Origin of the sequence: Streptomyces sp. CB02980, from assembly GCF_014451325.2 — a bacterium.
GTDB lineage: Bacteria > Actinomycetota > Actinomycetes > Streptomycetales > Streptomycetaceae > Streptomyces.
Genome location: NZ_JACSCH020000001.1, coordinates 766,820 through 789,726, shown reverse-complemented (window position 1 = coordinate 789,726; position 22,907 = coordinate 766,820). Strand labels below are relative to the sequence as shown.

At 72.7% G+C, this 22,907-nt stretch carries 18 protein-coding genes; 13 read left to right on the top strand and 5 right to left on the bottom strand.

Annotated features, from left to right (window positions below; genetic code table 11):
* Positions 1 to 72 precede the first annotated feature (72 nt).
* Both E0F75_RS03580 and E0F75_RS03575 read right to left on the bottom strand, forming a co-directional pair.
* Entirely contained in the window at positions 73 to 435 is a 363-nt protein-coding gene (locus E0F75_RS03580) for a helix-turn-helix transcriptional regulator (RefSeq protein WP_187620923.1), read from the bottom strand.
* Positions 436 to 500: 65 nt separating this feature from the next.
* Complete coding sequence (locus E0F75_RS03575) at positions 501 to 842, bottom strand: hypothetical protein (protein WP_187620922.1); 342 nt, start codon at positions 840 to 842, stop codon at positions 501 to 503.
* Between the two features lie 324 nt (positions 843 to 1,166).
* On the opposite strand from E0F75_RS03575, the gene E0F75_RS03570 reads away from it, so the two are divergent.
* Genes E0F75_RS03570 through E0F75_RS03560 form a run of 3 tightly spaced genes read left to right on the top strand, consistent with a single transcriptional unit; the run spans position 1,167 to position 4,298 of the window.
* Entirely contained in the window at positions 1,167 to 2,534 is a 1,368-nt protein-coding gene (locus E0F75_RS03570; RefSeq protein WP_229312456.1) for an NAD(P)-binding domain-containing protein, read from the top strand.
* 38 nt (positions 2,535 to 2,572) lie between these two features.
* Positions 2,573 to 3,040, top strand: coding sequence for an ArsI/CadI family heavy metal resistance metalloenzyme (locus tag E0F75_RS03565; RefSeq protein WP_187620920.1), 468 nt, complete (start codon positions 2,573 to 2,575; stop codon positions 3,038 to 3,040).
* A 7-nt stretch (positions 3,041 to 3,047) separates the two neighbouring features.
* The gene (locus E0F75_RS03560) at positions 3,048 to 4,298 is read left to right on the top strand and encodes an MFS transporter (RefSeq protein ID WP_187620919.1); all 1,251 of its coding nucleotides are present in this window, start codon (positions 3,048 to 3,050) and stop codon (positions 4,296 to 4,298) included.
* Between the two features lie 142 nt (positions 4,299 to 4,440).
* Here E0F75_RS03560 and E0F75_RS03555 read toward each other — a convergent pair whose 3' ends face one another.
* Positions 4,441 to 4,722: a pyrimidine/purine nucleoside phosphorylase gene (locus E0F75_RS03555; protein ID WP_187620918.1), complete on the bottom strand. Its 282-nt coding sequence runs from the start codon at positions 4,720 to 4,722 to the stop codon at positions 4,441 to 4,443.
* Positions 4,723 to 4,944: 222 nt separating this feature from the next.
* Here E0F75_RS03555 and E0F75_RS03550 point away from each other — a divergent pair, with 222 nt between their 5' ends.
* The 8 genes from E0F75_RS03550 (at position 4,945) to E0F75_RS03515 (ending at position 15,856) form a co-directional block, all read left to right on the top strand.
* Positions 4,945 to 6,315, top strand: coding sequence for an FAD-binding oxidoreductase (locus tag E0F75_RS03550; RefSeq protein ID WP_187620917.1), 1,371 nt, complete (start codon positions 4,945 to 4,947; stop codon positions 6,313 to 6,315).
* 113 nt (positions 6,316 to 6,428) lie between these two features.
* Positions 6,429 to 7,292 carry an oxygenase MpaB family protein gene (locus E0F75_RS03545; RefSeq protein WP_187620916.1) on the top strand — a complete coding sequence of 288 codons (864 nt, stop codon included), beginning with the start codon at positions 6,429 to 6,431 and terminating at the stop codon, positions 7,290 to 7,292.
* 26 nt (positions 7,293 to 7,318) lie between these two features.
* Positions 7,319 to 9,622: a serine/threonine-protein kinase gene (locus E0F75_RS03540; RefSeq protein WP_187620915.1), complete on the top strand. Its 2,304-nt coding sequence runs from the start codon at positions 7,319 to 7,321 to the stop codon at positions 9,620 to 9,622.
* A 346-nt stretch (positions 9,623 to 9,968) separates the two neighbouring features.
* Positions 9,969 to 11,579: an NAD(P)/FAD-dependent oxidoreductase gene (locus E0F75_RS03535; protein ID WP_187620914.1), complete on the top strand. Its 1,611-nt coding sequence runs from the start codon at positions 9,969 to 9,971 to the stop codon at positions 11,577 to 11,579.
* Positions 11,580 to 11,815: 236 nt separating this feature from the next.
* Positions 11,816 to 12,850, top strand: a complete 1,035-nt coding sequence (gene tdh / locus E0F75_RS03530; protein ID WP_187621033.1) for an L-threonine 3-dehydrogenase — start codon at positions 11,816 to 11,818, stop codon at positions 12,848 to 12,850.
* A gap of 3 nt (positions 12,851 to 12,853) precedes the next feature.
* Positions 12,854 to 14,053 (top strand): glycine C-acetyltransferase, encoded by a 1,200-nt coding sequence (locus E0F75_RS03525; RefSeq protein ID WP_187620913.1) that lies wholly within the window; start codon positions 12,854 to 12,856, stop codon positions 14,051 to 14,053.
* Between the two features lie 37 nt (positions 14,054 to 14,090).
* Positions 14,091 to 14,999 (top strand): LysR family transcriptional regulator, encoded by a 909-nt coding sequence (locus E0F75_RS03520; RefSeq protein WP_187620912.1) that lies wholly within the window; start codon positions 14,091 to 14,093, stop codon positions 14,997 to 14,999.
* Between the two features lie 80 nt (positions 15,000 to 15,079).
* Positions 15,080 to 15,856, top strand: coding sequence for an alpha/beta fold hydrolase (locus tag E0F75_RS03515; RefSeq protein ID WP_187620911.1), 777 nt, complete (start codon positions 15,080 to 15,082; stop codon positions 15,854 to 15,856).
* A 92-nt stretch (positions 15,857 to 15,948) separates the two neighbouring features.
* Here the strand turns inward: E0F75_RS03515 and E0F75_RS03510 are convergent, their stop codons facing one another.
* On the bottom strand, positions 15,949 to 17,961 hold the full coding sequence (locus E0F75_RS03510) for a sialidase family protein (protein WP_187620910.1): 2,013 nt from the start codon (positions 17,959 to 17,961) through the stop codon (positions 15,949 to 15,951).
* A gap of 238 nt (positions 17,962 to 18,199) precedes the next feature.
* On the bottom strand, positions 18,200 to 20,008 hold the full coding sequence (locus tag E0F75_RS03505) for a serine hydrolase domain-containing protein (protein WP_187620909.1): 1,809 nt from the start codon (positions 20,006 to 20,008) through the stop codon (positions 18,200 to 18,202).
* 172 nt (positions 20,009 to 20,180) lie between these two features.
* Here E0F75_RS03505 and E0F75_RS03500 point away from each other — a divergent pair, with 172 nt between their 5' ends.
* Both E0F75_RS03500 and E0F75_RS03495 read left to right on the top strand, forming a co-directional pair.
* Entirely contained in the window at positions 20,181 to 21,305 is a 1,125-nt protein-coding gene (locus E0F75_RS03500) for a nitronate monooxygenase family protein (protein ID WP_187620908.1), read from the top strand.
* Positions 21,302 to 22,858 carry an acyl-CoA synthetase gene (locus tag E0F75_RS03495; protein ID WP_187620907.1) on the top strand — a complete coding sequence of 519 codons (1,557 nt, stop codon included), beginning with the start codon at positions 21,302 to 21,304 and terminating at the stop codon, positions 22,856 to 22,858. Before E0F75_RS03500 ends, E0F75_RS03495 begins: the two co-directional genes overlap by 4 nt.
* Positions 22,859 to 22,907: the final 49 nt, after the last annotated feature.

Below are 22,907 nucleotides of genomic sequence, written 5' to 3'. Positions count from 1 at the left end.
CGCGCAGTTCGCCTACGGGCGGCGCCATGAGCCTGCGGCGCCCGTGGCACTCTGGCGACCGAGAGACCGGGGTCAGGCCGAGGCGGCCTTGGTGAGGAGGGCGCCCATGGCCGCGAGGACGGTGGGCTCGACGCGGTAGTAGACCCAGGTGCCGCGCCGTTCCGAGGAGAGCAGCCCGGCTTCCTTCAGCTTCTTCAGGTGATGGGAGACCGTGGGCTGGGAGACGCCGACGTCGGAGATGTCGCAGACGCATGCCTCGCCGCCCTCGTGCGAGGCGACGGAGGAGAAGAGCCGCAGCCGGACCGGATCGCCCAGCGCCTTGAACATGACAGCGGTCCGCTCGGCCTCCTCGGCGGTCAGCGGCCGCTCATTGAGGGGCGGGCAGCAGGGCTCTATCTCGGGCTCCAGTACCGGCAGCACCTTCACGTTCGACATGTATCTATGTTGACACATGTCGAACCAGCGGCCTAAGGCTCTGCCGGGCGGGATGGCCGGGGTTGTTATGGCGCGTAGCGCCACGGCCCGTCCTCGCAGTCGACGCGCACCCCGTTCCTGTAGAAGCAGAACTTGACCCGCAGTACGTCCTCGGTGTGGGTCACGGCCTTGCCGGAGTTGCCGGAGCCGTTGTCGTCGATCTGGTCGGAGTAGGTCAGGCTGTTCTTCCACTGGATGTACGCCCCGATCGCGGAGCCGTCGGCGTTTCCGTCGTACACCCATACCCACGATTGGTTGCCGGCCTGGTCGGGGCCGTTGTCGACTTCGATCTGGTTGTTGTAGAAGGTCCACTCGCACTGCCACCCGCTACAGCCGTCCGCAGTGGCAGGGCTTGCCGACAGTGCCACCAATCCGGTGACCGCCGCCGCAATTCCGAGGAGGCGTGAGTGCCTCGATGTCCGGGCCATGGCGAGCGAGCGTAGTTCCGCACCCTGAGCCGCACCCAGCCTCGTTCCAGCCGTACTGACGCGGTCGTCACCGGCTTCGGCCGGAATTGCGCGACGCAGTTGCGCCGCCCTGTCGCGCGCCCATGCGGTCGGGCGGCCTCGTTCAACCGGCGAGCGATTGGGCAATCACGGCTTCGATAGATGTCTATGTTGACGCTTGTCGAATCAAGTGCCATGCTGAAGGTGCAAGACATCGACAAACGTCGAATCAAAAGGGGAAGAGCCGTGAACGTCACCGCCATCGACCAGCTGCCCGTCGTGGTCGTCGGAGCCGGGCCCGCCGGTCTGGCCGCTGCCGCGCACCTCGTCGACCGGGGCCTGGAACCCTTGGTGCTGGAGGCCGGCACCCAGGCGGGAGCCGCTGTGCGGGAGTGGTCCCACGTGCGGCTCTTCTCCGCATGGGCCGAGGTCGTCGACCCCGTCGCCGAGAAGCTCCTGGCTCCGACCGGCTGGGTGAAGCCCGACGCCGACACCTATCCGACCGGCGGGGACTGGGTGGCCGCCTACCTCCAGCCGCTCGCGGACGTCCTCGGTGACAGGATCCGGCTCGACGTCCTGGTCACCGGCGTCTCCCGTACCGGACGCGACCGCGTTGTCGACGCCGACCGCGAGCAGCAGCCCTTCACCGTGCACATCCGGTACGGCGACGGACGCGAGGAGCGCGTCCTCGCCCGGGCGGTGATCGACGCCTCCGGTACGTGGTCCACCCCGAGCCCCGCCGGCGGCGACGGCCTCCCGGCCCTCGGCGAGCGCGCGGCGGCCGATCGGATCTCCTACCGCGTTCCCGACCTCAACGACCCCGCCGTGCGGGCGCGTTACGCAGGCAGGCGCGCCGCCGTCATCGGCTCCGGAGCCTCCGCCTTCACCGCCCTCGCCTCGCTCGCCGCCCTTGCGAAGTCCCAGGACGGCGCGGACACCCGTGCGACATGGATCCTGCGGCGCGCCATCTCGGGCAACACCTTCGGCGGGGGCGGCGCCGATCAGCTCCCCGCCCGCGGTGCCCTCGGCCTCGCGGCGAAGGCAGCGGTCGACGAGGGGTACGCGAACGCCGTCACCGGCTTCCGTACGGATGCGATCGAGCGCGACGGCGAGCGCCTGGTCCTGGTCGCCGAGGACGGCCGCCGGCTCGAGCCGGTCGACGAGGTCATCGTCCTGACCGGCTTCCGCCCCGATCTGACCTTCCTCGACGAACTGCGCCTGGGTCTCGACGACCGCCTCCAGGCCCCCGTCGAGCTCGCTCCGCTCATCGACCCGAACCAGCACTCCTGCGGCACCGTCTACCCGCACGGTGTGAAGGAGCTGGCGCACCCGGAGGCGGGCGTGTACCTGGTGGGGATGAAGTCCTACGGCCGCGCGCCGTCCTTCCTTGCCCTCACCGGCTACGAGCAGGTCCGCTCGGTCGTCGCCGCCATTGCCGGTGACCGTGAGTCCGCCGAGCGCGTCGAGCTCGTACTCCCGGAGACCGGGGTCTGCGGCGGCGCCGGCCTCTTCGATCAGCCCGCCGACACCCCGACCGGCGACGGCGGCTGCTGCGCGAGCCCGACGGCGCTCCAGATCGGCGTCGGAGCCCCGGCCGCCTCCGGCGGCTGCTGACCCCGCCCCATCCACCCACCCGCAGCTGGAGGAACACGATGTCCCGCGTACAGCTCGCCCTGCGCGTTCCCGACTTGGCGGCATCCGTCGCCTTCTACACCAAGCTCTTCGGCACCGAACCGGCCAAGCTCCGTGACGGCTACGCCAATTTCGCCATCGCGGAACCGCCGCTCAAGCTCGTCCTCATCGAAGGCGCCGAGAACGAGGACACCCGTCTGGACCACCTCGGCGTCGAGGTCGACAGCACCGAGGCGGTCCACGCCGCCACCGCCCGCCTGGGCGAGGCCGGTCTGCCGACGACGGAGGAGAACGACACCACCTGTTGTTACGCCCTCCAGGACAAGGTGTGGGTCCACGGCCCCGGCCGCGAACCGTGGGAGGTGTACGTCGTCAAGGCAGACGCCGACACCCTGACCAAGCAACAGGGCAGCACCTGCTGCGCCGGCACAGCGGCCACCGCCGACAACGAGGCGAGTGAACCGGTCGCCGCCGGCGGATGCTGCTGATCTCTCTATGACCGACCTTCACACCGGCGGAGCCGCGACCGGAACAGGGGACCGGTCGCGGCCCCGCGCCGTCATGCCCGCGCTCTGCGTCACCCAGATCACCAGCTGGGGCATCGTCTACTACGCCTTCCCGGTCCTGAACCCGCAGATCACCGCCGACAGCGGCTGGTCCACCGGCGCCACGACGGCCGCGTTCTCACTCGCCCTGGTCGTCTCCGGCCTCGCCGGGATCCGCGTGGGTCGCATCATCGACCACCGCGGCCCACGCACGGTCATGACGGCAGGCTCCGTGGCCGGGGTCCTGAGTCTGGTGATCGTGGCCCTGGCGCCGAACCTGCCGGTGTTCTTCGCCGGGTGGCTGCTGGGCGGGTTCGCCATGGCGGCCACCTTCTACCAGCCCGCGTTCGCCGCACTCACCCGCTGGTGGGCCCCCGATCACCTCCGCGCCCTCACGATCGTCACCCTCGCCGGCGGCCTCGCTTCCACGGTCTTCGCGCCGCTCACGGCCGCCCTGGCCGAGCAACTGTCGTGGCGGGAGACCTATCTGGTGCTGGCGGCGATCCTCGCCGCCATCACGATCCCGGCCCACGCGATCACCCTCAGAGCCCCCTGGCCCCCGGCGGCACCCTCCCCGGTCGGTACGGACGCGAGCCCCGGCGCCGTAGCCCGAAGCCGACCGTTCCTCCTGCTCGCGGTCGCGTTCACGCTCTCGGCCTTCGCGATGTACGCCGTCGTCGTCACTCTCGTCCCGCTGCTGCTCGAACGCGGCTACACCACATCCCAAGCGGCCTGGGCTCTCGGCCTCGGCGGCGCAGGCCAGACCCTCGGCCGCACTCTCTACGCGCCACTGGCCCGCCATACCGGGACGACAGTCCGCACCACGACCCTCATCGCCCTCGGCGCCCTGACCACCGCGGCGCTCGCCGTCACGCCGGGCCCGTACGGCATGGTGATCGCGGTGTCGATCGCGGCAGGCATGGTCCGCGGCAACCTCACCCTCCTCCAGGCCACGGCGATCACCGACCGCTGGGGAACAGAGCACTACGGCCGGCTCTCCGGAATTCTCAGCGCCCCCGCCATGACGGCCGCAGCGCTCGCCCCCTTCGCGGCAGCGACCCTCGCCTCGATTCTGGACGGCTACCCGGAATTGTTCGGAGTGCTTTCCGGCCTTGCGGCCGCGGCTGCTTTCGTCGCCACGGCGACCTCTGTGCGAGGCCCTCGAGCCGGTGGCGCTACCCGGCATCAGCGCAGGTCATGAACGTTGCCCGGGTGCCGCGTGGCAATCCGGGTCACACGACACCCCCGGCGTGACGGCCCGGCGTGCCGGAGGCCGTCCGTGCCGGAATGGCCGACGGGCCGGAAGCGCCGACGGGCCGGGAGCGCCGACGGGCCGGGCAGGGTCAGCGGTACTCGCAGAGGTAGGCGGTCTCCACCGCGACCCGCAGCTGGAACCGGCTGTCGCCTGCGACCTTGAAGTGGTCCCCGGCGGCGAAGGTCTCCCACGCGTCGGCGCCGGGCAGCCGCACCGTCAGGGCGCCGCTGACCACGTGCATGATCTCCGCGGCGGCGGTGCCGAACTCGTACTCCCCGGGGGCCATGACGCCGATGGTCGCAGGGCCCTGCTCCTGCGTGAACGCGATCGACTTGACCGTGCCGTCGAAGTACTCGTTGACCGTAAACATGGGCATCCTCATGCGAATCAGGTGACTGAAAGGGGTGGTCGGGGCATCGCGTACCGGCCACGCGTAGGGGCACTTTAAGGGCGCGACGGGGGTCGACGAATCCCCGGACGGCCCGGTCTCACGTACTGGACGGAGCGGGCCGGTGTCCGTGCCTCCGGGCTCCGGTTGAGGCCCGGCGTCATCGGCGTAGCGTGGAAATGATTCGAACGAGGAGCGGTGGCCATGGGCAAGCTCTCGAGCGACCAGCTGCGCGAACGGGTGCGCGGGACGGTCGTCACGGCCGACGACGACGCCTTCGACGAGGCGCGCACGGTGCACAACGCCATGATCGACAAGAGACCCGCCGTCGTCGTGCGCTGTGTCAACGCGGGCGACGTCATGGCCGCGGTCGACTTCGCCCGCGAGAACGGGCTCGATCTGGCGGTCCGGGGCGGCGCGCACAGTGTGCCCGGCTTCGGGACCTGTGACGACGGAGTCGTGGCCGATCTCTCCGGGATGCGAGGCGTCCGCGTCGATCCCGTGCGGCGGACGGCCCGCGCGGAGGGCGGGGCGACCTGGGGCGACTTCAACGCGGCCACCTACCCCTTCGGCCTCGCCACCACCGGTGGGATCATCTCCACCACCGGCGTCGGCGGACTCACCCTCGGCGGCGGCATCGGCTATCTGGCCCGAGGGCTGGGTCTGAGCTGCGACAACCTCGTCTCGGCCGATGTGGTGACCGCGGACGGCCGGCTCGTCGTCGCCGACGAGGAGGAGAACGCCGACCTGTTCTGGGCCCTGCGCGGAGGAGGCGGCAACTTCGGCGCCGTGACCTCGTTCGAGTACCGGCTCGCCCCCGTCAAGGACATCTACGGCGGACCGATGCTCTTCGAACTGGAGGACGCGGCCACCGTCGTGCGTGCCTTCGCCGACTACATCGCCGACGCACCGGAGCAACTGGGCGGGTTCCCCGCCTTCCAGATCGCCCCGCCGCTCCCCTTCATCCCGGAGGACCGGCACGGTGACACCTTCGCCCTGGTCGTGGCGTGCTGGGCCGGACCGCTCGACGAGGGCGAGAACGCCCTGCGGCCCCTCCGCGACTTCGCGCCGGTGGTCGCCGAACACGTCGGGCCCATGCCGTACCCGGCGCTCAACAGCGCCTTCGACGCGCTCGTACCGCCCGGCCTCCAGCACTACTGGAAGGCCAACTTCGTGACCGAGCTGACCGACGCCGCGATCGAGGCGCACGTCGAGCACGCCGCCGGGCTGCCCGCCGTGAACTCGACGGTCCACATCTACCCGATCAACGGCGCCTGCCACCGCGTCGCCCCGGACGCCACGGCCTTCGCCTACCGGGACGCCTCGTTCGCCACCGTCATCGCCGGCATGTGGCCCGACCCCTCCGCCAACGAGGCCAACATCGCCTGGGTCCGCGACTACTACGAGGCCACCGCGCCGCACTCCGAGGAGGGCGGCTACATCAACTTCATGGCCGACGACGACCGGGGCCGGATCAGGGCCAACTACGGGGCGAACTACGACCGCCTGGTCGAGGTCAAGCGGACGTACGACCCGGGGAACCTGTTCCACCTCAACCAGAACATCGAGCCCTGAGGCCCGCACCGGTGCTCCCGTGACTCCCGGGACGTCCGCTCGCCCCGTCGTGCACGACCGGTTCCAGGGAGCCGGTTCCGACGTAGCCTGAACGGTATGAGCGAGGACGCTTCTTGAGTGCCGACCCGGGGCTCTTCGGACCCCGTTCCGTGACCTGGCAGGTGCACAGCGACCCGGTCATGTGGATCGCGGGTGTGCGGGCGCTGTGGCTGCAGGCGCTGCATCCCGTCGCCGTGCGCGGCGTCATGATCAACAGCAGCTTCCGGAAGGATCCCTGGGGTCGGCTCATGCGGACCGCGGACTTCGTCGGGACGCTGAGTTACGGGACCACCGAGGCCGCGGAAGCCGCCGGGGCCCGGGTGCGCCGGATCCACCGGCGGCTCGGCGTGGACGACCCGGAGCTGCTCCTGTGGGTGCACTGCGCCGAGACCGACTCGTACCTCTCGGTCGCACGCCGCTCGGGCATCCCGCTCACCGACGCCCAGGCCGACCGGTACGTCGACGAACACCGCACCTCGGCGCGGCTCGTCGGTCTTGATCCGGCCGCCGTCCCCGGATCCACCGCCGCGCTCGCCGCCTACTTCGAGACCGTGCGGCCCCGGCTCGAGGCCGGCGCGGACGCCCGTACCGTCGAGGACTTCCTGCGCCGGCCGCCGGTGAAACCCGCGCTCGTACCGGCGCGCGAGGTGATCTGGCGGCGCGTCGCGGCGCTCGCGTACGACACTCTGCCCCCTTACGCCCACAAGCTCTACGGTCGTCCCGCGCCGCCGCCGGAGACCGTCACCCGCCGCCTCGTCACCACGGCCGACCTGCTGCGCCGCATCCCGGCCCGCCTGCGCTGGCGGCTGCCGCCCGGACACATCCTCCGCGCCATGGACCGGCTCGGCCCGGGGACGCGACCCGATCCTTACGCGTACCCCGCCCCGTACCCACTGTCCGAACCGCCGTCCATACTGGAGGAGCCGGGAAAGGCGTAGGAAATCGACGGGGGCGGCAGCACACGATGGGGGACTCGAGACTGATCCAGGGCCGGTACCGCCTGCACGAGGTCATCGGTCGCGGGGGCATGGGCGAGGTGTGGCGCGCCACGGACGAGGCGCTCGGCCGCGGGGTCGCCGTGAAGTGCCTCAAGCCGATCGGACCGCAGCAGGACCCACAGGTCCTCGCCGTGGTCCGCGAGCGGTTCCGGCGCGAGGCGCGGGTGGCCGCCGCGCTCCAGCACCGGGGCATCACCGTCGTGCACGACTTCGGCGAGTACGACGGCGTGCTCTTCCTCGTCATGGAGCTCCTCGAGGGGCGCAACCTCAGCCAGCTCCTCGCCGCCAACGCCCAGCATCCGCTGCCCGTCCACGACGTCGTCGAGATCGCCGACCAGGTCGCGGACGCCCTCGCGTACACCCACCGGCACGGGATCGTGCACCGCGACCTGAAGCCCGCGAACATCATGCGGCTGCGGGACGGCACGGTGAAGATCTGTGACTTCGGCATAGCGCGCCTCGGCGCGGACGTGGGCTTCACGTCCAAGCTCACCGGCACGGGCATCGCCATGGGCACGCCCCACTACATGTCGCCCGAGCAGATCGGCGGCGGCGAGATCGACCACCGCAGCGACCTCTACTCGCTGGGGTGCGTGCTGTACGAACTCGCCACCGGCGTCCCGCCCTTCGACCTGGGCGACTCCTGGGCGATCCTCATCGGACACCGCGACACGGTGCCGAGTCCGCCGCGCGCGCACCGGGCCGAACTCCCGGACTACTTCGACCGGATCGTCGTCGACCTGCTCGCCAAGGTGCCGGCGGAGCGGCCGGCCGACGCGGGGGACCTGCGCCGCCGGATCGTGACGGGGCGGGTCGCGCTGTCCCTGCCGGGGGCGGGCGCCGCCGCCGCGGCGCAGGCCGGGGCGACCGTCGTTCCGGGGCCGGGGCCGGGTTCCGCCGCCGGGCCCGGGTCCGCCTCCGAGTCCGGGCCCGGTGCCGATCCCGGCGTGACCGCTCCCATGCCCGCGTGGGTCCGGACGATCACCGGCGGGCACCGGCCCGCCGACGTCGCCGGCGCGCCGCGCCCGGTCGCCCACGACCCCGCCGCGGCCGTTCTCACCACGGAGTGGACGACCGCCATCGGCACCGGCGGAGCGCCCGCGCAGCACGAGCCCGCGCCGGTGCGCCCCGCCGCCTCCGCGGAGCTGATCGCGGTACTCGCCGGCCGGTACCGGGCGGGCATGGGCCTCGGACGGCTCGGCCGCTGGGACGAGGCCGAGTCCGTGCACCGGTCCGTCGCCGAGCACCGCTCGGCGGCCCTCGGCGAGGACCACCCGGACACCCTGGCCAGCCACTACGAGGTCGGCTTCGCCCTCGCCCGGCTCGACCGCCCCGCCGACGCCCTGCGCGTCTTCGGCATGGTCGCCGCCACCCGCGCGCGCGTCCTCGGCGAGGACCACTCCGACACCCTCGCGGCCCGGCAGGAGCGGGCGTACGCGCTCGGCCGCCTGGGACGGCACCCCGAGGCGTACGAGGTGTACGTCACCGTGCTCGCCGCACGCGAGCGCACCGTGGGCCCCGACCACCCGGACACCCTGCGCTGCCGCCACAACCTCGCCTTCACGCTCGGCCGCCTGGGCCGCTTCGAGGAGTCGTACCGCACGGCGCACCAGGTCGCGGAGGCACGGGCCCGGCTGCTCGGCGAGGACCATCCCGACACGCTCGTGACCCGGCGCGAAGTGGCTTACACCCTCGGGCGGTTGGGGCGGGGCGACGAGGCCCTCGCCCAGTACCGCGCGGTCGCCGACGCACGCGCCGCCGCCCTCGGGCCCGACCACCCGGACACCCTCGCCGCCCGCTACGAGACCGGCGTCCTCCTCGGCCGGCTCGGGCAGGCCGCGGACGCGATGGGCGTCTGCCGCGACCTCGTCGCCGCGCGCACCCGCGCACAGGGCGCCGACGGCCCCGAGACCCTCCGCGCCCGCCACGCCCTGGCCGTCAACCTCGGCCGCCTCGGCCGCTGGCCCGAAGCGCTCACGGAGTCCGAGAGCGTCCACGCGGACCGCGAGCGGGTCCTCGGCCCGGACCACCCGGACACCCTCCTGAGCCGCCGGGAGACCGCCGTCGCCCTCGGCCGCCTCGGCCGCTGGGAGGAGGCGCTCGCCTCGCACAGCGCGGTCGCCGCCGCCCGCACCCGGCTCCTCGGCCCGGCCCACCCCGACACCCTCGCGGCCCTGGACGACGAGGCCCACTGCCTGGAGCGCCTGGGCCGCCACGCAGAGGCCGCCGCCCTCCACCTGAGAGCGGCCACGGCACCGCCGCAGACCTGAGCGACCGGGGTCGCCGCCGCGGACCTGAGCGACCGGGGCCGCCGCCGCAGACCCGGGCCCACCGGGGCCGTCGCCGAGGTGGGCGGCCGCCGGGGCCTGCGCCGCAGACCGGGGCGGCCACCGCACCGCCGCGGACCCGAGCGGACCGGGGCCGCCGCCGCAGACCCGGCCCCACCGGGCGGGGGCCCACCGGGGCCGGCGCTTCCACGCCCCCGTGTCGCCGACGACGGGTCCGGCCGCCCGCAGGGGGCGCGCCCCGCGGCAGGCACGATCCCGCGGGCCCGGCGTTGGCCGGCCCGCCGTGCCGTCCTCTTCCCCGGCCGTCGCCTCCGTGTGAGCATGAGCCATGACTGCCCCTGACCTGCTTCCGGACGCCCGGCCCGCCGCCCGCTCGTACGACGCCGTCGTCGTCGGCGGAGGACACAACGGCCTCGTCGCCGCCGCCTACCTCGCCCGTGCCGGGCGCTCCGTGCTCGTCCTGGAGCGGCTCGGCTCCACCGGTGGTGCGGCCGTGTCCACCCGGCCGTTCGCCGGGGTCGACGCGCGCCTGTCCCGGTACTCGTACCTCGTCTCGCTCCTTCCGGAGAAGATCGTGCGCGAGCTCGGGCTGCGGTTCGCCGTACGGAAACGGTCCATCTCCTCGTACACCCCGAAGGGCGACGGCGGCCTGCTCGTCGGCGGCGGCGCCGATCGCACCCGTGCCTCCTTCGCCGAACTCACCGGGTCCGACCGCGAGTACGAGGCCTGGCAGGCCTTCTACGAGCGCACCGGCCGCGCCGCCCGCCGGATCTTCCCCACCCTCACCGAACCCCTCCCCACCCGCGCCGCGCTCCGCGCCCGCGTGGACGACGCCGACACCTGGCGGATGCTCTTCGAGGAACCGCTGGGCGTCACCGTCGAGCGGGAGTTCGCCGACGACCTCGTCCGCGGAGTCGTCCTCACCGACGCCCTCATCGGCACCTTCTCCGACGCCCACGACCCGACGCTCCTCCAGAACCGCTGCTTCCTCTACCACGTCATCGGCGGCGGCACCGGCGACTGGGACGTACCCGTCGGCGGCATGGGAGCCCTCACCGACGCCCTCGCCGACGCGGCCCGAGCCGCCGGGGCCGACATCCGCACCAGCCACGAGGCCACCCGGATCGAGACCGACGGGCAGCGCGCCGCGGTCACCTTCCGCACCGCCGACGGCGAGGGCACCGTCGAGGCAGGCCACGTCCTCGTCAACGCCTCACCCCGTGACCTCGCCGCCCTGCTCGGCGACACGCCCCCGCCCGCACCCGAAGGCGCCCAGCTCAAGGTCAACATGCTGCTGACCCGGCTGCCGAAGCTCCGCGACCGCTCCGTCGACCCACACGAGGCCTTCGCCGGCACCTTCCACATCGCCGAGGGGTACGGCCGGCTCGCCCTCGCCTACGCCGAGGCCGCCGCCGGCCGGCTGCCCTCCGCGCCGCCCTCCGAGATCTACTGCCACTCCCTGACCGACCCGACGATCCTCGGCCCCGAACTCGCCGCCACGGGGCACCACACCCTCACCCTGTTCGGGCTGCACACCCCCGCCCGGCTGTTCGCCGCCGACAACGACGGCACCCGCGCCGCGCTCCTCGCGGCGACCCTCGACCAGCTCGACGCCCACCTCGACGAGCCGATCGCCGACTGCCTCGCCCTCGACGCGGACGGCCGTCCCTGCATCGAGGCGAAGACCCCGCTCGACCTCGAACGCGAGCTGCGCCTCCCGGGCGGCCACATCTTCCACCGCGACCTGTCCTTCCCGTACGGGGCGGAGGACGCGGACGCGAGCACGGACGCGAGCACGGGCACGGACGCGAGGGCCGGCCGCTGGGGTGTCGAGACGCGCCACGCCAACGTGCTGCTGTGCGGCGCGGGCGCGATCCGGGGCGGCGGAGTCAGCGGAATCCCCGGCCACAACGCGGCGATGGCAGCCCTCGGCCGCTGACCCGGATGTCCGTCACGCAGCCCGGACGGAGGGACCCCGAGGGTGGCCTCTCCGTTCGGACGCGTTGACGTCGCCCCGCCCCCGCCTGTGGTGTGAAGCTGATCTGCGAGCGCGCTTAAGAAATCCTCGATGGACCGCGAGCGCTCCGTACGGAAGATTCTGTTCCAGGGATCTTGGGCGCGCTGCCGCGCCCGTACCCCGCACATCACAGGACACGCACGTCGGGAGCCGTGGCATTGAAGGCGTTGGTCAAGCTGAAGGCGGAGCCGGGACTCTGGCTCACGGACGTGCCCGAGCCGGAGACCGGTCCCGGCGACGTACTCATCAAGGTGAAGCGGACCGGTATCTGCGGGACCGACCTGCACATCCGCTCCTGGGACGGCTGGGCGCAGAAGACGATCGCCACCCCGCTGACCGTCGGCCACGAGTTCGTCGGCGAGGTCGTCTCCGTCGGCCGTGACGTCGCCGACATCACCATCGGCGACCTGGTCAGCGGCGAGGGCCACCTCGTCTGCGGCAGGTGCCGCAACTGTCTGGCCGGCCGGCGCCACCTCTGCCGCGCCACCATCGGCCTCGGCGTCGGCCGGGACGGCGCCTTCGCCGAGTACGTGGCGCTGCCCGCCTCCAACGTGTGGGTGCACCGCGTCCCCGTCGACCTCGACATCGCCGCGATCTTCGACCCCTTCGGCAACGCCGTGCACACGGCGCTCTCCTTCCCGCTCGTCGGCGAGGACGTGCTCGTCACCGGCGCGGGCCCGATCGGCATCATGGCCGCCGCCGTCGCCAAGCACGCCGGCGCCCGCAGCGTCATGATCACCGACGTCAGCGAGGAGCGCCTCGCCCTGGCGCGCAAGACGGGCGTCACGCTCGCCCTCAACGTCGCCGAGCAGACCATCGCCGACGGCCAGCGCACCCTCGGGCTCAAGGAGGGCTTCGACGTCGGCCTGGAGATGTCCGGCAACCCGCACGCGATGCGCGACATGGTCGCCAACATGACCCACGGCGGCAAGATCGCCATGCTGGGCCTGCCCAGCGAGGACTTCGCCGTCGACTGGGCGAAGATCGTCACCTCCATGATCACGATCAAGGGCATCTACGGCCGCGAGATGTTCGAGACCTGGTACGCGATGTCGGTGCTCCTGGAGGGCGGACTCGACCTCTCGCCCGTCGTCACCGGACGTTACGCGTACACCGACTTCGAGGCCGCCTTCGACGACGCGGCCTCCGGCAAGAGCGGCAAGATCATCCTCGACTGGACTGCGGGAGCCTGACCCATGTTCGATTCCGTACGCGACGACATCCGTGCCACTCTCGACGAGATCCAGAAGGCCGGACTCCACAAGCCCGAGCGCGTCATCGGCACCCCCCAGTCGGCCACCGTCGCCGTCACCTCGGGCGGCCGCCCGGGCGAGGTGCTGAACTTCTGCGCCAACAACTACCTGGGCCTCGCCGACCACCCCGAGGTGGTCGCCGCCGCCCACGAGGCGCTCGACCGCTGGGGCTACGGCATGGCGTCCGTCCGCTTCATCTGCGGCACGCAGGAGGTGCACAAGGAGCTGGAGGCACGCCTCTCGTCCTTCCTCGGCCAGGAGGACACGATCCTCTACTCCTCCTGCTTCGACGCCAACGGCGGTGTCTTCGAGACGATCCTCGGTGCCGAGGACGCCGTCATCTCCGACGCCCTCAACCACGCGTCGATCATCGACGGCATCCGCCTCTCCAAGGCCCGCCGCTTCCGCTACGCCAACCGCGACATGGCCGACCTGGAGCAGCAGCTCAAGGAGGCCACGGAGGGCGGCGCCCGGCGCAAGCTCATCGTCACCGACGGCGTCTTCTCCATGGACGGCTACGTCGCCCCGCTCGGCGAGATCTGCGACCTGGCCGAGCGCTACGACGCCATGGTCATGGTCGACGACTCGCACGCCGTCGGCTTCGTCGGCCCCGGCGGCCGCGGCACCCCCGAGCTGCACGGCGTGATGGACCGTGTCGACATCATCACCGGCACCCTGGGCAAGGCCCTCGGCGGCGCCTCCGGCGGCTACGTCGCGGCCCGTGCCGAGATCGTCGCCCTGCTGCGCCAGCGCTCCCGCCCGTACCTCTTCTCGAACACCCTCGCCCCGGTGATCGCCGCCGCCTCCCTCAAGGTCCTCGACCTGCTGGAGTCCGCCGGCGACCTGCGTGACCGGCTGCGCGCCAACACGGAGCTGTTCCGGACCCGGATGACGGCGGAGGGCTTCGACATCCTCCCCGGCGACCACGCCATCGCCCCCGTCATGATCGGCGACGCGTCCGAGGCCGGCCGCATGGCCGAGCTGCTCCTGGAGCGCGGTGTGTACGTGATCGGCTTCTCGTACCCGGTCGTGCCGCAGGGCAAGGCCCGCATCCGCGTCCAGCTCTCCGCCGCCCACTCCACGGACGACGTGAACCGGGCCGTCGACGCCTTCGTCGACGCCCGCGCGGCCCTGCAGGGCTGAGGCGGGCGCGGGCCCCACGGCCTGCGAGACTGGGGGAATGATCGAAGCGCGGCGGTTGCACATCCTCCGTGCGGTGGCCGACCACCGCACGGTCACGGCGGCGGCCGCCGCGCTCTATCTCACCCCCTCCGCCGTCTCCCAGCAGCTCGCCGCCCTGGAGCAGGAGACCGGCCACCGCCTGGTGGACCGCAGCGCCCGCGGCGCCCGGCTCACCCCGGCCGGCGAGATCCTGCTCAGCCACGCCAACGCCGTCCTCGCCCAGTTGGAGCGCGCCGAGTCGGAACTCGCCGCCTACGGCTCCGGCGAGGCCGGTACGGTCACGGTCGCCGCCTTCGCCACCGGCATCGGACTCGTGGTGGCCCCGGCCATCAGGGCACTGGCCGACTCCGCCCCCGGCATCCGGGTCCGGGTCCGGGACGCCGAGGGCGACGAGAGCCTGATGATGGTCCTCGACCGGCAGGTCGACGTCGCCGTCGCGGTCGAGTACCGGGGCGCGCCGGGCGAGGACGACGCCCGCCTCACCCGTGTCCCGCTCTACGCGGAGCCCTTCGACGCGGTCCTCCCGCCCGGCCACCCGCTGGCGGCCGGCGAGCGGGTCGCGCTCGGCGACCTCGCGAAGGACGCCTGGATCGGCCAGTCCGCAGGCAACCCCTGCCATGACGTCACCGTCCTGGCCTGCGAACACGCCGGGTTCACGCTGAACCCGGAGCACTCGTCCGACGACTTCCGCGCCGTCGTCGCCCTCGCGGCCGCGTCCGCCGGCGTGGCGCTCGTGCCGCGTTCGGCCCTGCGCGGCATGGAGCTCACGGGCGTGGAGGTCCGCCCGATCGAGGGCGTCGCCCCGACCCGCAGGGTCTTCGCCGCCGTCCGGCGGGGCGCGGAGGACCACCCCCTGATCAGCCCCGTACTGACCGCCCTGGGCGTGGCATCGGAATCCGGCGCCTGACGGGTGCGATGTCCGCCAAACACCGTTCGGGTGCTGGCGGAGCCCCGTGGGCCCCACCAGACTGGGGAACCGTGGAGACCATGGTGCGTGTCAGTCACGGTGAAGTCTGGGCGGACGACGCGGGAGGGGACGGCCTGCCGCTGGTCCTGCTCCATCCCGGCGTCGGCGACTCCGCGGTGTGGGACCCGGTCCTGCCCGCGCTCACCGCGCGGCGCCGGGTGATCCGCTACGACGTGCGCGGCTACGGACGCTCGCCCGCGCCCACCGCCGAGTACCTCCCGGTCCGCGATCTGGCCGAGGTCCTCGACCACTTCGAGATCGAGCGAGCGGTCCTCGTGGGCTCCAGCATGGGCGGGGCCACCTCGGTCGACTTCGCGCTCGAGGCGCCCGAGCGGGTGGCGGGCCTCGCCCTCCTCGTCCCCGGTGTCTCCGGGTACGAGGGGCTGGCCACGGGAGAGTTCTTCGAGCGCCTGGAGCCGCTGGCCACGGCCGGCGACATGGACGGCATCGTCCGGCTCGGCCTCCGCGCGTGGGCGAAGGCCGGCGGCGGCACCCCCGAGTCCGATCCGGTCGCGGCCGCCCTCTGCCGGGCCGTGCTGCCCGCCTGGTTCAGCAACATCGGCCACCAGCTCACCGGCCCGCCCGCCTTCGACCGGCTCGGGGAGATCTCCGCACCGACCCTGCTCGCGCTGGGCGAACAGGACCGGCCGGAGGTCGTGCGCTGCAACGAGAGGATGGCCGAACGCATCCCGGGCTGCCGCCTCGTCCGGCTGGCCGCCTCCGACCACTACCCGACGCTGCGCGAGCCGGAGCAGGTCGTCCGCCTGATCGAGGAGCTGTACGCGGAGGCGGCCTGAGCACCGGAGCACCGGAGCACCGGAACCCGAAGCCCGCGGCCGAAGCCCGCGGCCGAAGCGCGCTACGCCCGTCGGCCGGGGGTTCGCGCCGGCTACCAGATGGTGCTGAAGCCGAGACGGAGCTTCTCCTTGTCGTTCGCCACGGCGAGCGATCCGGCCCTCACCTCGGCCGCTTCGGCCTCGGTCAGCGCGGTCCCGAAGAGGCGTACGTCGTCCAGGGTGCCGCGGAAGAGCTGCGCGACCCCGGCAGGCTGGTTGGGGAAGTCGGGCCGGGCCCCGATGTGGATGTTGAACTCGGCCCCCGGGGAGACGTTCCGGTCCGACGCCTTGGTACCCGCCGGCATGGTCGCGATCGCCGGAGCGGCCCCGTCCACCGCCAGGCCGAGGGAGAGACCCTGCCGGGTGAACACGACGTGGTGCCACGCGCCGTCGTTGTACGAGGACGGCAGCGTCACCTCGGTGGAGCCGATGTCCGTGCCGACGGTGGCGCGCAGGACGTTGCCGACGCCGGGTTCGGCCCGGACCGAGAAGTGGCGGCCCTTCTTCGCCGGGTCGGTGCCCGGCATGCCGTACGCCCAGACTATCGGCAGCGTGCCGGTGGTGGCCGAGTGCCGGAACCAGGCCGTGACGGTGAAGTCCCCTTCGCCGACCCGCAGGGACGGCGAGCAGACGAGACGCAGGTAGTCGTCCTGGCCGTCGAAGTCCATGGCGACGCCGCCGAGACGCGTCCCGAGCTGGGCCCCGCCGTGGATGACGGCGTGGTTACCGGCCTCGCCGGGCGCCCGTACGCGGGTGTCGGCGGTGCGCGGGCGGCGCAGTCCGGTGCCGGCGTCGTCCATGGCCTGCTCGGTGAAGGCGCTGAAGGCGAGGTTGCCGTGCGGGATGTTGCCGGCCGTCTCGTACAGGACGCCGATGGAACCGCTCGGCAGCACCGTCAGATCGGAGTAGCCGGTGCGGGCGGGCGAGATCAGGGTGCCGACGGTCTGCCAGGTCTTCCCCTCGTCGTACGAGGAGCGGACGGCCAGCTCGCGCCGGTCCTCCAGCGGGCTGGGGCCGAGCCGGGAGCCACCCGAGTACAGCAGCCTGTCGGGCTTCGCGTCCTGGTCCTCGGCGTGCAGTCGCAGCAGCGAGCCGAAGACCGGGGAGGTGTCCAGGTTGGCCACCGGGGTGAAGGGGGCCGCGAAGGAGCCTCCGCCGTCGGCGCTGACGGACTCCAGGCGGTGCTCGTTGGTCAGGCAGCGCGTCGGCTCGGAGTTGCGGGCGTTGACGTAGACGCCGCCGTCGGTGGTCTGGGCGACCGTCAACTCGGCGGGATACGCACCGGACTTGCTCGATTCGGACGTCGCCCCGAGACGCCAGGTGAGGCCGCCGTCGTCGCTGAGGTACAGCTGGCCCCCGGCGGTCGTGTCGCCGCCGGCCGTGTGGTCGCCGGGGACGATCAGCCGACCGTGGTGCGGCCCGCGGCCGAGCTGGATGCCGTGGCCGGGGCCGGTGGAGACCCAGCCCCAGCCGGCGGCCTTGAGCTGTGGCTGCGGCACGCTCTGCGACCAGGTGGCACCGCCGTCCATGCTGTGCACGGCGTGGACGGTGCGGGGGAAGGCGTCGCGCTTGGGGTTGGTCTGGTCACGGTTCCAGTCGCTGCTGGAGTACAGCACGGTGATCCGGCCGGTGAAGGCGTCCACCACCGGCGCGGGGTTGCCGTGCGCGAGCTCGTCGCCCGCGCCGACGACGACCTGGAGGGTCTGCCAGGTCGCACCGCCGTCGAGGGACCTCTTGAGCACGATGTCGTTGTCGCCGACGTCGTGGCAGCCGGTCGTCGTCAGCCGGGTGCGGCCCTCGGCGAAGGCGAGGAGGACGCCCTTCGTGGTGGTGACGAGGGCGGGTATGCGCGTGCAGTAGTAGTTCTCGCGAGCCTTGAACGGCGTGTTGGACACCTGGGTGGCGAGCGGTGCCGCGGTGGCGCCCGTCGTCGCCGCCGTCGCGGGCGACTGCGGAGCGACCGCCAGGACGACCGCGGCCAGGACGGCGAGGGCGAGCGCGCACAGCCATGCGGACAGCGCGAAGCGGCGCGCGCCCGGTGGACGGCGTTCGGACAGGGACGGCATGAAGGAACACCTCGTGGAGGAAGGGCGAACGACGGGGGAGCGGCTGGGTCTCGAAGCGGTCGTGCCGCTCGCCGACGGGCCGGTTGCGGCGGCCCCCGCGGACGGAAGGGCACCGCGAACGGGCGACACGACAGACGCTCGCCCTCGCGTTCGTCTCATCCCCCCGGTGAGATCTTCCCGCCGGGACGGTACCTCACATGATCACTTGTACGCAGTTCGATCAGGTGGGCGGGCGGGCTCAATCGGCCGACCTGATCCAGCCGTTCGCCTCGATCCGCGCCCCGTCCGCCGGCCGCGCCTCGTCGAACACCGGGCGTCCCGCTCCGTCGAAGAGCCGCAGCCCGTCCACGTACACGCCCCGTCCCACGTACCGCCGGTCCGTCGTGTACCGCCAGCGCAGGAGAGTGTCCGTCCCGGCCAGCGGGGCGGACACGGAGTGCCAGAGGCGGCCGGACCAGCCGCCCGCCGTGCCCGTCGGGTGCTCCGTGCGTCCGTCGGTGGTGAAGGGAACCGGCCGCCAGGTCGTGCCGCCGTCGGCCGAGGCCTCCAGGGCGGCCGTGTCGGCGCCCGGCTCGGTGTCCCACCACAGCGCGCACTCCAGGCGTGCGGCGCGCGGCACATGAGGGAGCGTCAGGGTGGCGGTCGTAGCGCTCGCCATGCCGGAGAACCAGGACATGCGGCCCCGGTCGGGGCGGACGGGCACGGCGCGGGCCAGGTTGTCCGCCGCAGCGACGCGGGGAGCCGACCCCGAGCGCCAGGAGCGCATCGGGTGCACGGAGTTGCCGAGGACGATCAGGAAGGCGTCGGTGGTCGGGTCGAGGACCAGGCTGGTGCCGGTGAAGCCGGTGTGTCCGGCAGTCCGGGGCGTGGCCATCGCGCCCATGTACCAGTGCTGGTAGAGCTCGAAGCCGAGCCCGTGCTCGTCGCCGGGGAACGCGGTGTTGAAGTCGGTGAACATCAGCTCCACCGAGGCGGGGGAGAGGATGCGGGCCTTGCCGTACGCCCCGCCGTTGAGCAGGGTGCGGGCGAGGATCGCGAGGTCCCAGGCGCGGGAGAAGATCCCGGCGTGTCCCGCGACCCCGCCCAGGCTGTGGGCGTTCTCGTCGTGGACCTCGCCGCGCACCATGCCGCGGTCGAGACCGGACCACGGCGGGCGGGCGTCCTCGGTGGCGGCGATCCCCGGCCGCCAGGAGAGCGGGGGATTGAAACGAGTGCGGTGCATCCCGAGCGGAGCAGTGATCTCGTCGTGGAGCAGCACATCCAGACCGAGACCGGTGATCTTCTCCAGGATCAGCTGGAGAGTGATGAGATTCAGATCCGAGTAGAGGTACGTCGACCCCGGCGGGTTCGCCGGGACCTCGTCCCAGATCAGCCGCAGCTTCCCCTCGCGCGTCGGCGCCTTGTACAGCGGGATCCACGCCCGGAACCCCGAGGTGTGGGTGAGGAGTTGACGCACCGTCACGTCCTGCTTCCCGCCACCGCCGAACTCCGGAAGGTACGCGGTGACCCTCGCCTCAAGCTCCAGCGCCCCGCGCTCGATCTGCTGCACGGCGAGGATCGAGGTGAAGAGCTTCGAGACCGAAGCCAGGTCGAAGACGGTGTCCTCGGCCATCGGGACCTGCTCGTGCGGTGGCAGCTCCACGCCGGTGTCGGTCTTCTCGTCGTACGACGCGTACCGCACGGCCATGCCGATCGGCCGGTGCAGCGCCACCGTCCCGCCCCGCCCGGCGAGCAGTACGGCGCCCGCGTACCAGGGGTGCGTGGGGGAGGGGCCGAGGAAGGCCTCGGCGTCCGTGACCAGCCGGTCCAGGTGCTCCGACAGGAGCCCCGCCCGTGCGGCGGACCCGCGTCGCAGGGTGGTCCTGCGCGCGCCGGGTGCACCACCGCCCCCCGCCGCTCCCGGGCTCCCCGCTCCTCGGCTCCCCGGTCCCGGCGCCGCCGCGGCCCCCGGAATCGAACCGATCATCAGCGCACCTCCCAGGGCGAGGACTCCGCCGCCGAACGCCCGGCGGCTCGGGCCCCGGCCCCTCATGGACTCCTCCGTCATGCCCACCCTCTCCCACAGCCCTTTGAAAGAAAACTTCGGCCACGCCGGAAAGATCTGAAACTTTCTTACCGGAGTCGAGGTGCGTCGCGGAAGCGTGCGGCGTTCCAAAGAATCTGACGAGGCATCAGAAAACCTCTTCCCTCCGTCGCGCCGCTGCGGCATCCTGCCGCCCATGAAGACGGAGCTGAGTCGCACCCTGGGGATCGAGCACGCCATCTTCGGCTTCACGCCCTTCCCCGCGGTGGCCGCCGCACTGACCAGAGCCGGCGGGTTCGGCGTCCTCGGCGCGGTCCGCTACACCGCCCCCGACGACCTCGCCCGCGACCTCGACTGGATGCAGGACAACACCGACGGCCTGCCCTACGGCCTCGACGTCGTGATGCCCGCCAAGAAGGTCGAGGCCCCGGGAAACCGAACACTGACCGAGGCCGAGGTCGAGGCCATGATCCCGGAGGAGCACCGGGCGTTCGTCCGCGCCACGCTCGCCAAGCACGGCGTGCCCGAACTCGCCGAGGGCGAGGCCTCCGGCTGGCGCATCACCGGCTGGATGGAGCAGGTCGCCCGCAACCAGCTCGACGTGGCCTTCGACTACCCGATCAAGCTCCTCGCCAACGCCCTCGGCTCCCCGCCCGCGGACGTCGTCGCCCGGGCCCACGACCACGGCGTCCTCGTCGCAGCCCTCGCCGGGAGCGCCCGGCACGCCCGCCACCACGCCGACGCCGGGATCGACGTCGTCGTCGCCCAGGGCTACGAGGCCGGCGGCCACACCGGCGAGATCGCCTCCATGGTGCTCACCCCCGAGGTCGTCGACGCCGTGTCGCCGCTGCCCGTGCTCGCCGCCGGCGGCATCGGCAGCGGCGAGCAGATCGCCGCCGGACTCGCCCTCGGCGCCCAGGGCGTCTGGCTCGGCTCGGTCTGGCTCACCACCACCGAGGCCGAACTGCACTCCCGCGCCCTCACCGCCAAGCTCCTCGCCGCAGGTTCCGGCGACACCGTCCGCTCCCGCGCCCTGACCGGCAAGCCCGCCCGGCAGCTCCGTACCGAGTGGACCGACGCATGGGACGACCCGGCGGGCCCCGGCACGCTCCCCATGCCGCTCCAGGGACTGCTGGTCGCCGAGGCCGTCTCCCGTATCCAGCGGTACGAGGTCGAACCGCTGCTCGGCACCCCCGTCGGGCAGATCGTCGGCCGGATGAACTCCGAGCGCAGCGTCCAGCAGGTCGTGGACGAGCTCACCCGCGGCTTCGAGAAGGCCGTCGACCGGATCAACCGCATCGCCGGACGGAGCGAGGCATGAGCCAGTCAGTCGCAGCCGCCGGATTCTGGGCGCAGGCAGCCGCCGACCCCGGCCGTACGGTCCTGATCGCACCCGACGGCGAGGAGTGGACCGCAGGCCGGCTGCACGCCGAGGCCAACCGACTGGTCCACGGGCTGCGGGCGGCCGGCCTCGAGCGCGGCGACGCGTTCGCCGTCGTCCTGCCCAACGGGCCGGAGTTCTTCACCGCCCATCTCGCCGCCAGCCAGGCCGGGTTCTACCTCGTCCCGGTCAACCACCACTTCGTCGGCCCCGAGATCGCCTGGATCGTCGCCGACTCCGGCGCCAAGGTCCTCGTCGCCCACGAGCGGTTCGCCGAGGCCGTGACCCTCGCCGCCGACGAGGCCGGACTCGCCGCCACCCACCGGTACGCCGTCGGCACGATCCCCGGCTTCCGCGCGTACGGCGAACTCCTCGAAGGACAGGACACGAGCCCGCCCGCCGACCGCACCCTCGGCTGGGTCATGAACTACACCTCCGGCACCACCGGACGTCCCCGGGGCATCCGCCGGCCCCTCCCCGGGAAGCTCCCCGAGGAGACCCATCTCGGCGGCTTCCTCGGCATCTTCGGCATCCGGCCGGCCGACGGAAACGTCCACCTCGTCTGCTCGCCGCTCTACCACACGGCGGTGCTGCAGTTCGCCGCCGCCGCCCTGCACATCGGGCACCCGCTGGTCCTGATGGACCGGTGGACGCCCGAGGAGATGCTCCGTCTGATCGACCGGTACGACTGCACCCACACCCACATGGTCCCCACCCAGTTCCACCGCCTGCTCTCCCTGCCCGAGGAGGTACGGAACCGGTACGACGTCTCCTCGATGCGCCACGCCATCCACGGCGCCGCACCGTGCCCCGAGCACGTCAAGCGGGCGATGATCGACTGGTGGGGCCGGTGTGTCGAGGAGTACTACGCCGCGAGCGAGGGCGGCGGCGCCTTCGCGACCGCCGAGGAGTGGCTGAAGAAGCCCGGGACGGTCGGCCGGGCCTGGCCCATCAGCGAACTGGCCGTCTTCGACGACGACGGGGTCCGGCTGCCTCCGGGTGAACTCGGCACCGTCTACCTGAAGATGAACACCGGCGGATTCCAGTACCACAAGGACGAGGCGAAGACCGCGAAGAACCGCATCGGCGACTTCTTCACCGTCGGGGACCTCGGCGTCCTCGACGAGGACGGCTATCTCTTCCTGCGCGACCGCAAGATCGACATGATCATCTCCGGCGGGGTCAACATCTACCCGGCCGAGATCGAGGCCGCCCTCCTCGCCCACCCCGCCGTCGCCGACGCCGCCGCCTTCGGCATCCCGCACGCCGACTGGGGCGAGGAGGTCAAGGCGGTCGTCGAGGCGGCCGAGGGGTACGAGCCCGGGGCGGCGCTCGCCGAGGAGATCCTGGCCCACTGCGCCGACCGCCTCGCCGGCTTCAAGCGCCCGAAGTCGGTCGACTTCGTCCAGGCCATGCCGCGCGACCCCAACGGCAAGCTGTACAAGCGCCGCCTGCGCGACCCGTACTGGGAGGGCCGCGAGCGCCCGCTCTGAGGACCCCGACGGCTCCCGGCCCGCGGGCGGCGCCCGTCGACCGCGAGGG

Bases quoted from the DNA above. Each gene is read 5' to 3' on its own strand.
- E0F75_RS03550 (WP_187620917.1), top strand. From the start codon at position 4,945: ATGGGCAAGCTCTCGAGCGACCAGCTGCGCGAACGGGTGCGCGGGACG.
- E0F75_RS03540 (WP_187620915.1), top strand. From the start codon at position 7,319: ATGGGGGACTCGAGACTGATCCAGGGCCGGTACCGCCTGCACGAGGTC.
- E0F75_RS03520 (WP_187620912.1), top strand. From the start codon at position 14,091: ATGATCGAAGCGCGGCGGTTGCACATCCTCCGTGCGGTGGCCGACCAC.
- E0F75_RS03555 (WP_187620918.1), bottom strand. From the start codon at position 4,722: ATGTTTACGGTCAACGAGTACTTCGACGGCACGGTCAAGTCGATCGCG.
- E0F75_RS03495 (WP_187620907.1), top strand. From the start codon at position 21,302: ATGAGCCAGTCAGTCGCAGCCGCCGGATTCTGGGCGCAGGCAGCCGCC.
- E0F75_RS03525 (WP_187620913.1), top strand. From the start codon at position 12,854: ATGTTCGATTCCGTACGCGACGACATCCGTGCCACTCTCGACGAGATC.
- E0F75_RS03505 (WP_187620909.1), bottom strand. From the start codon at position 20,008: ATGACGGAGGAGTCCATGAGGGGCCGGGGCCCGAGCCGCCGGGCGTTC.
- E0F75_RS03580 (WP_187620923.1), bottom strand. From the start codon at position 435: ATGTCGAACGTGAAGGTGCTGCCGGTACTGGAGCCCGAGATAGAGCCC.
- E0F75_RS03535 (WP_187620914.1), top strand. From the start codon at position 9,969: ATGACTGCCCCTGACCTGCTTCCGGACGCCCGGCCCGCCGCCCGCTCG.
- E0F75_RS03560 (WP_187620919.1), top strand. From the start codon at position 3,048: ATGACCGACCTTCACACCGGCGGAGCCGCGACCGGAACAGGGGACCGG.
- E0F75_RS03515 (WP_187620911.1), top strand. From the start codon at position 15,080: ATGGTGCGTGTCAGTCACGGTGAAGTCTGGGCGGACGACGCGGGAGGG.
- E0F75_RS03500 (WP_187620908.1), top strand. From the start codon at position 20,181: ATGAAGACGGAGCTGAGTCGCACCCTGGGGATCGAGCACGCCATCTTC.
- E0F75_RS03565 (WP_187620920.1), top strand. From the start codon at position 2,573: ATGTCCCGCGTACAGCTCGCCCTGCGCGTTCCCGACTTGGCGGCATCC.
- E0F75_RS03510 (WP_187620910.1), bottom strand. From the start codon at position 17,961: ATGCCGTCCCTGTCCGAACGCCGTCCACCGGGCGCGCGCCGCTTCGCG.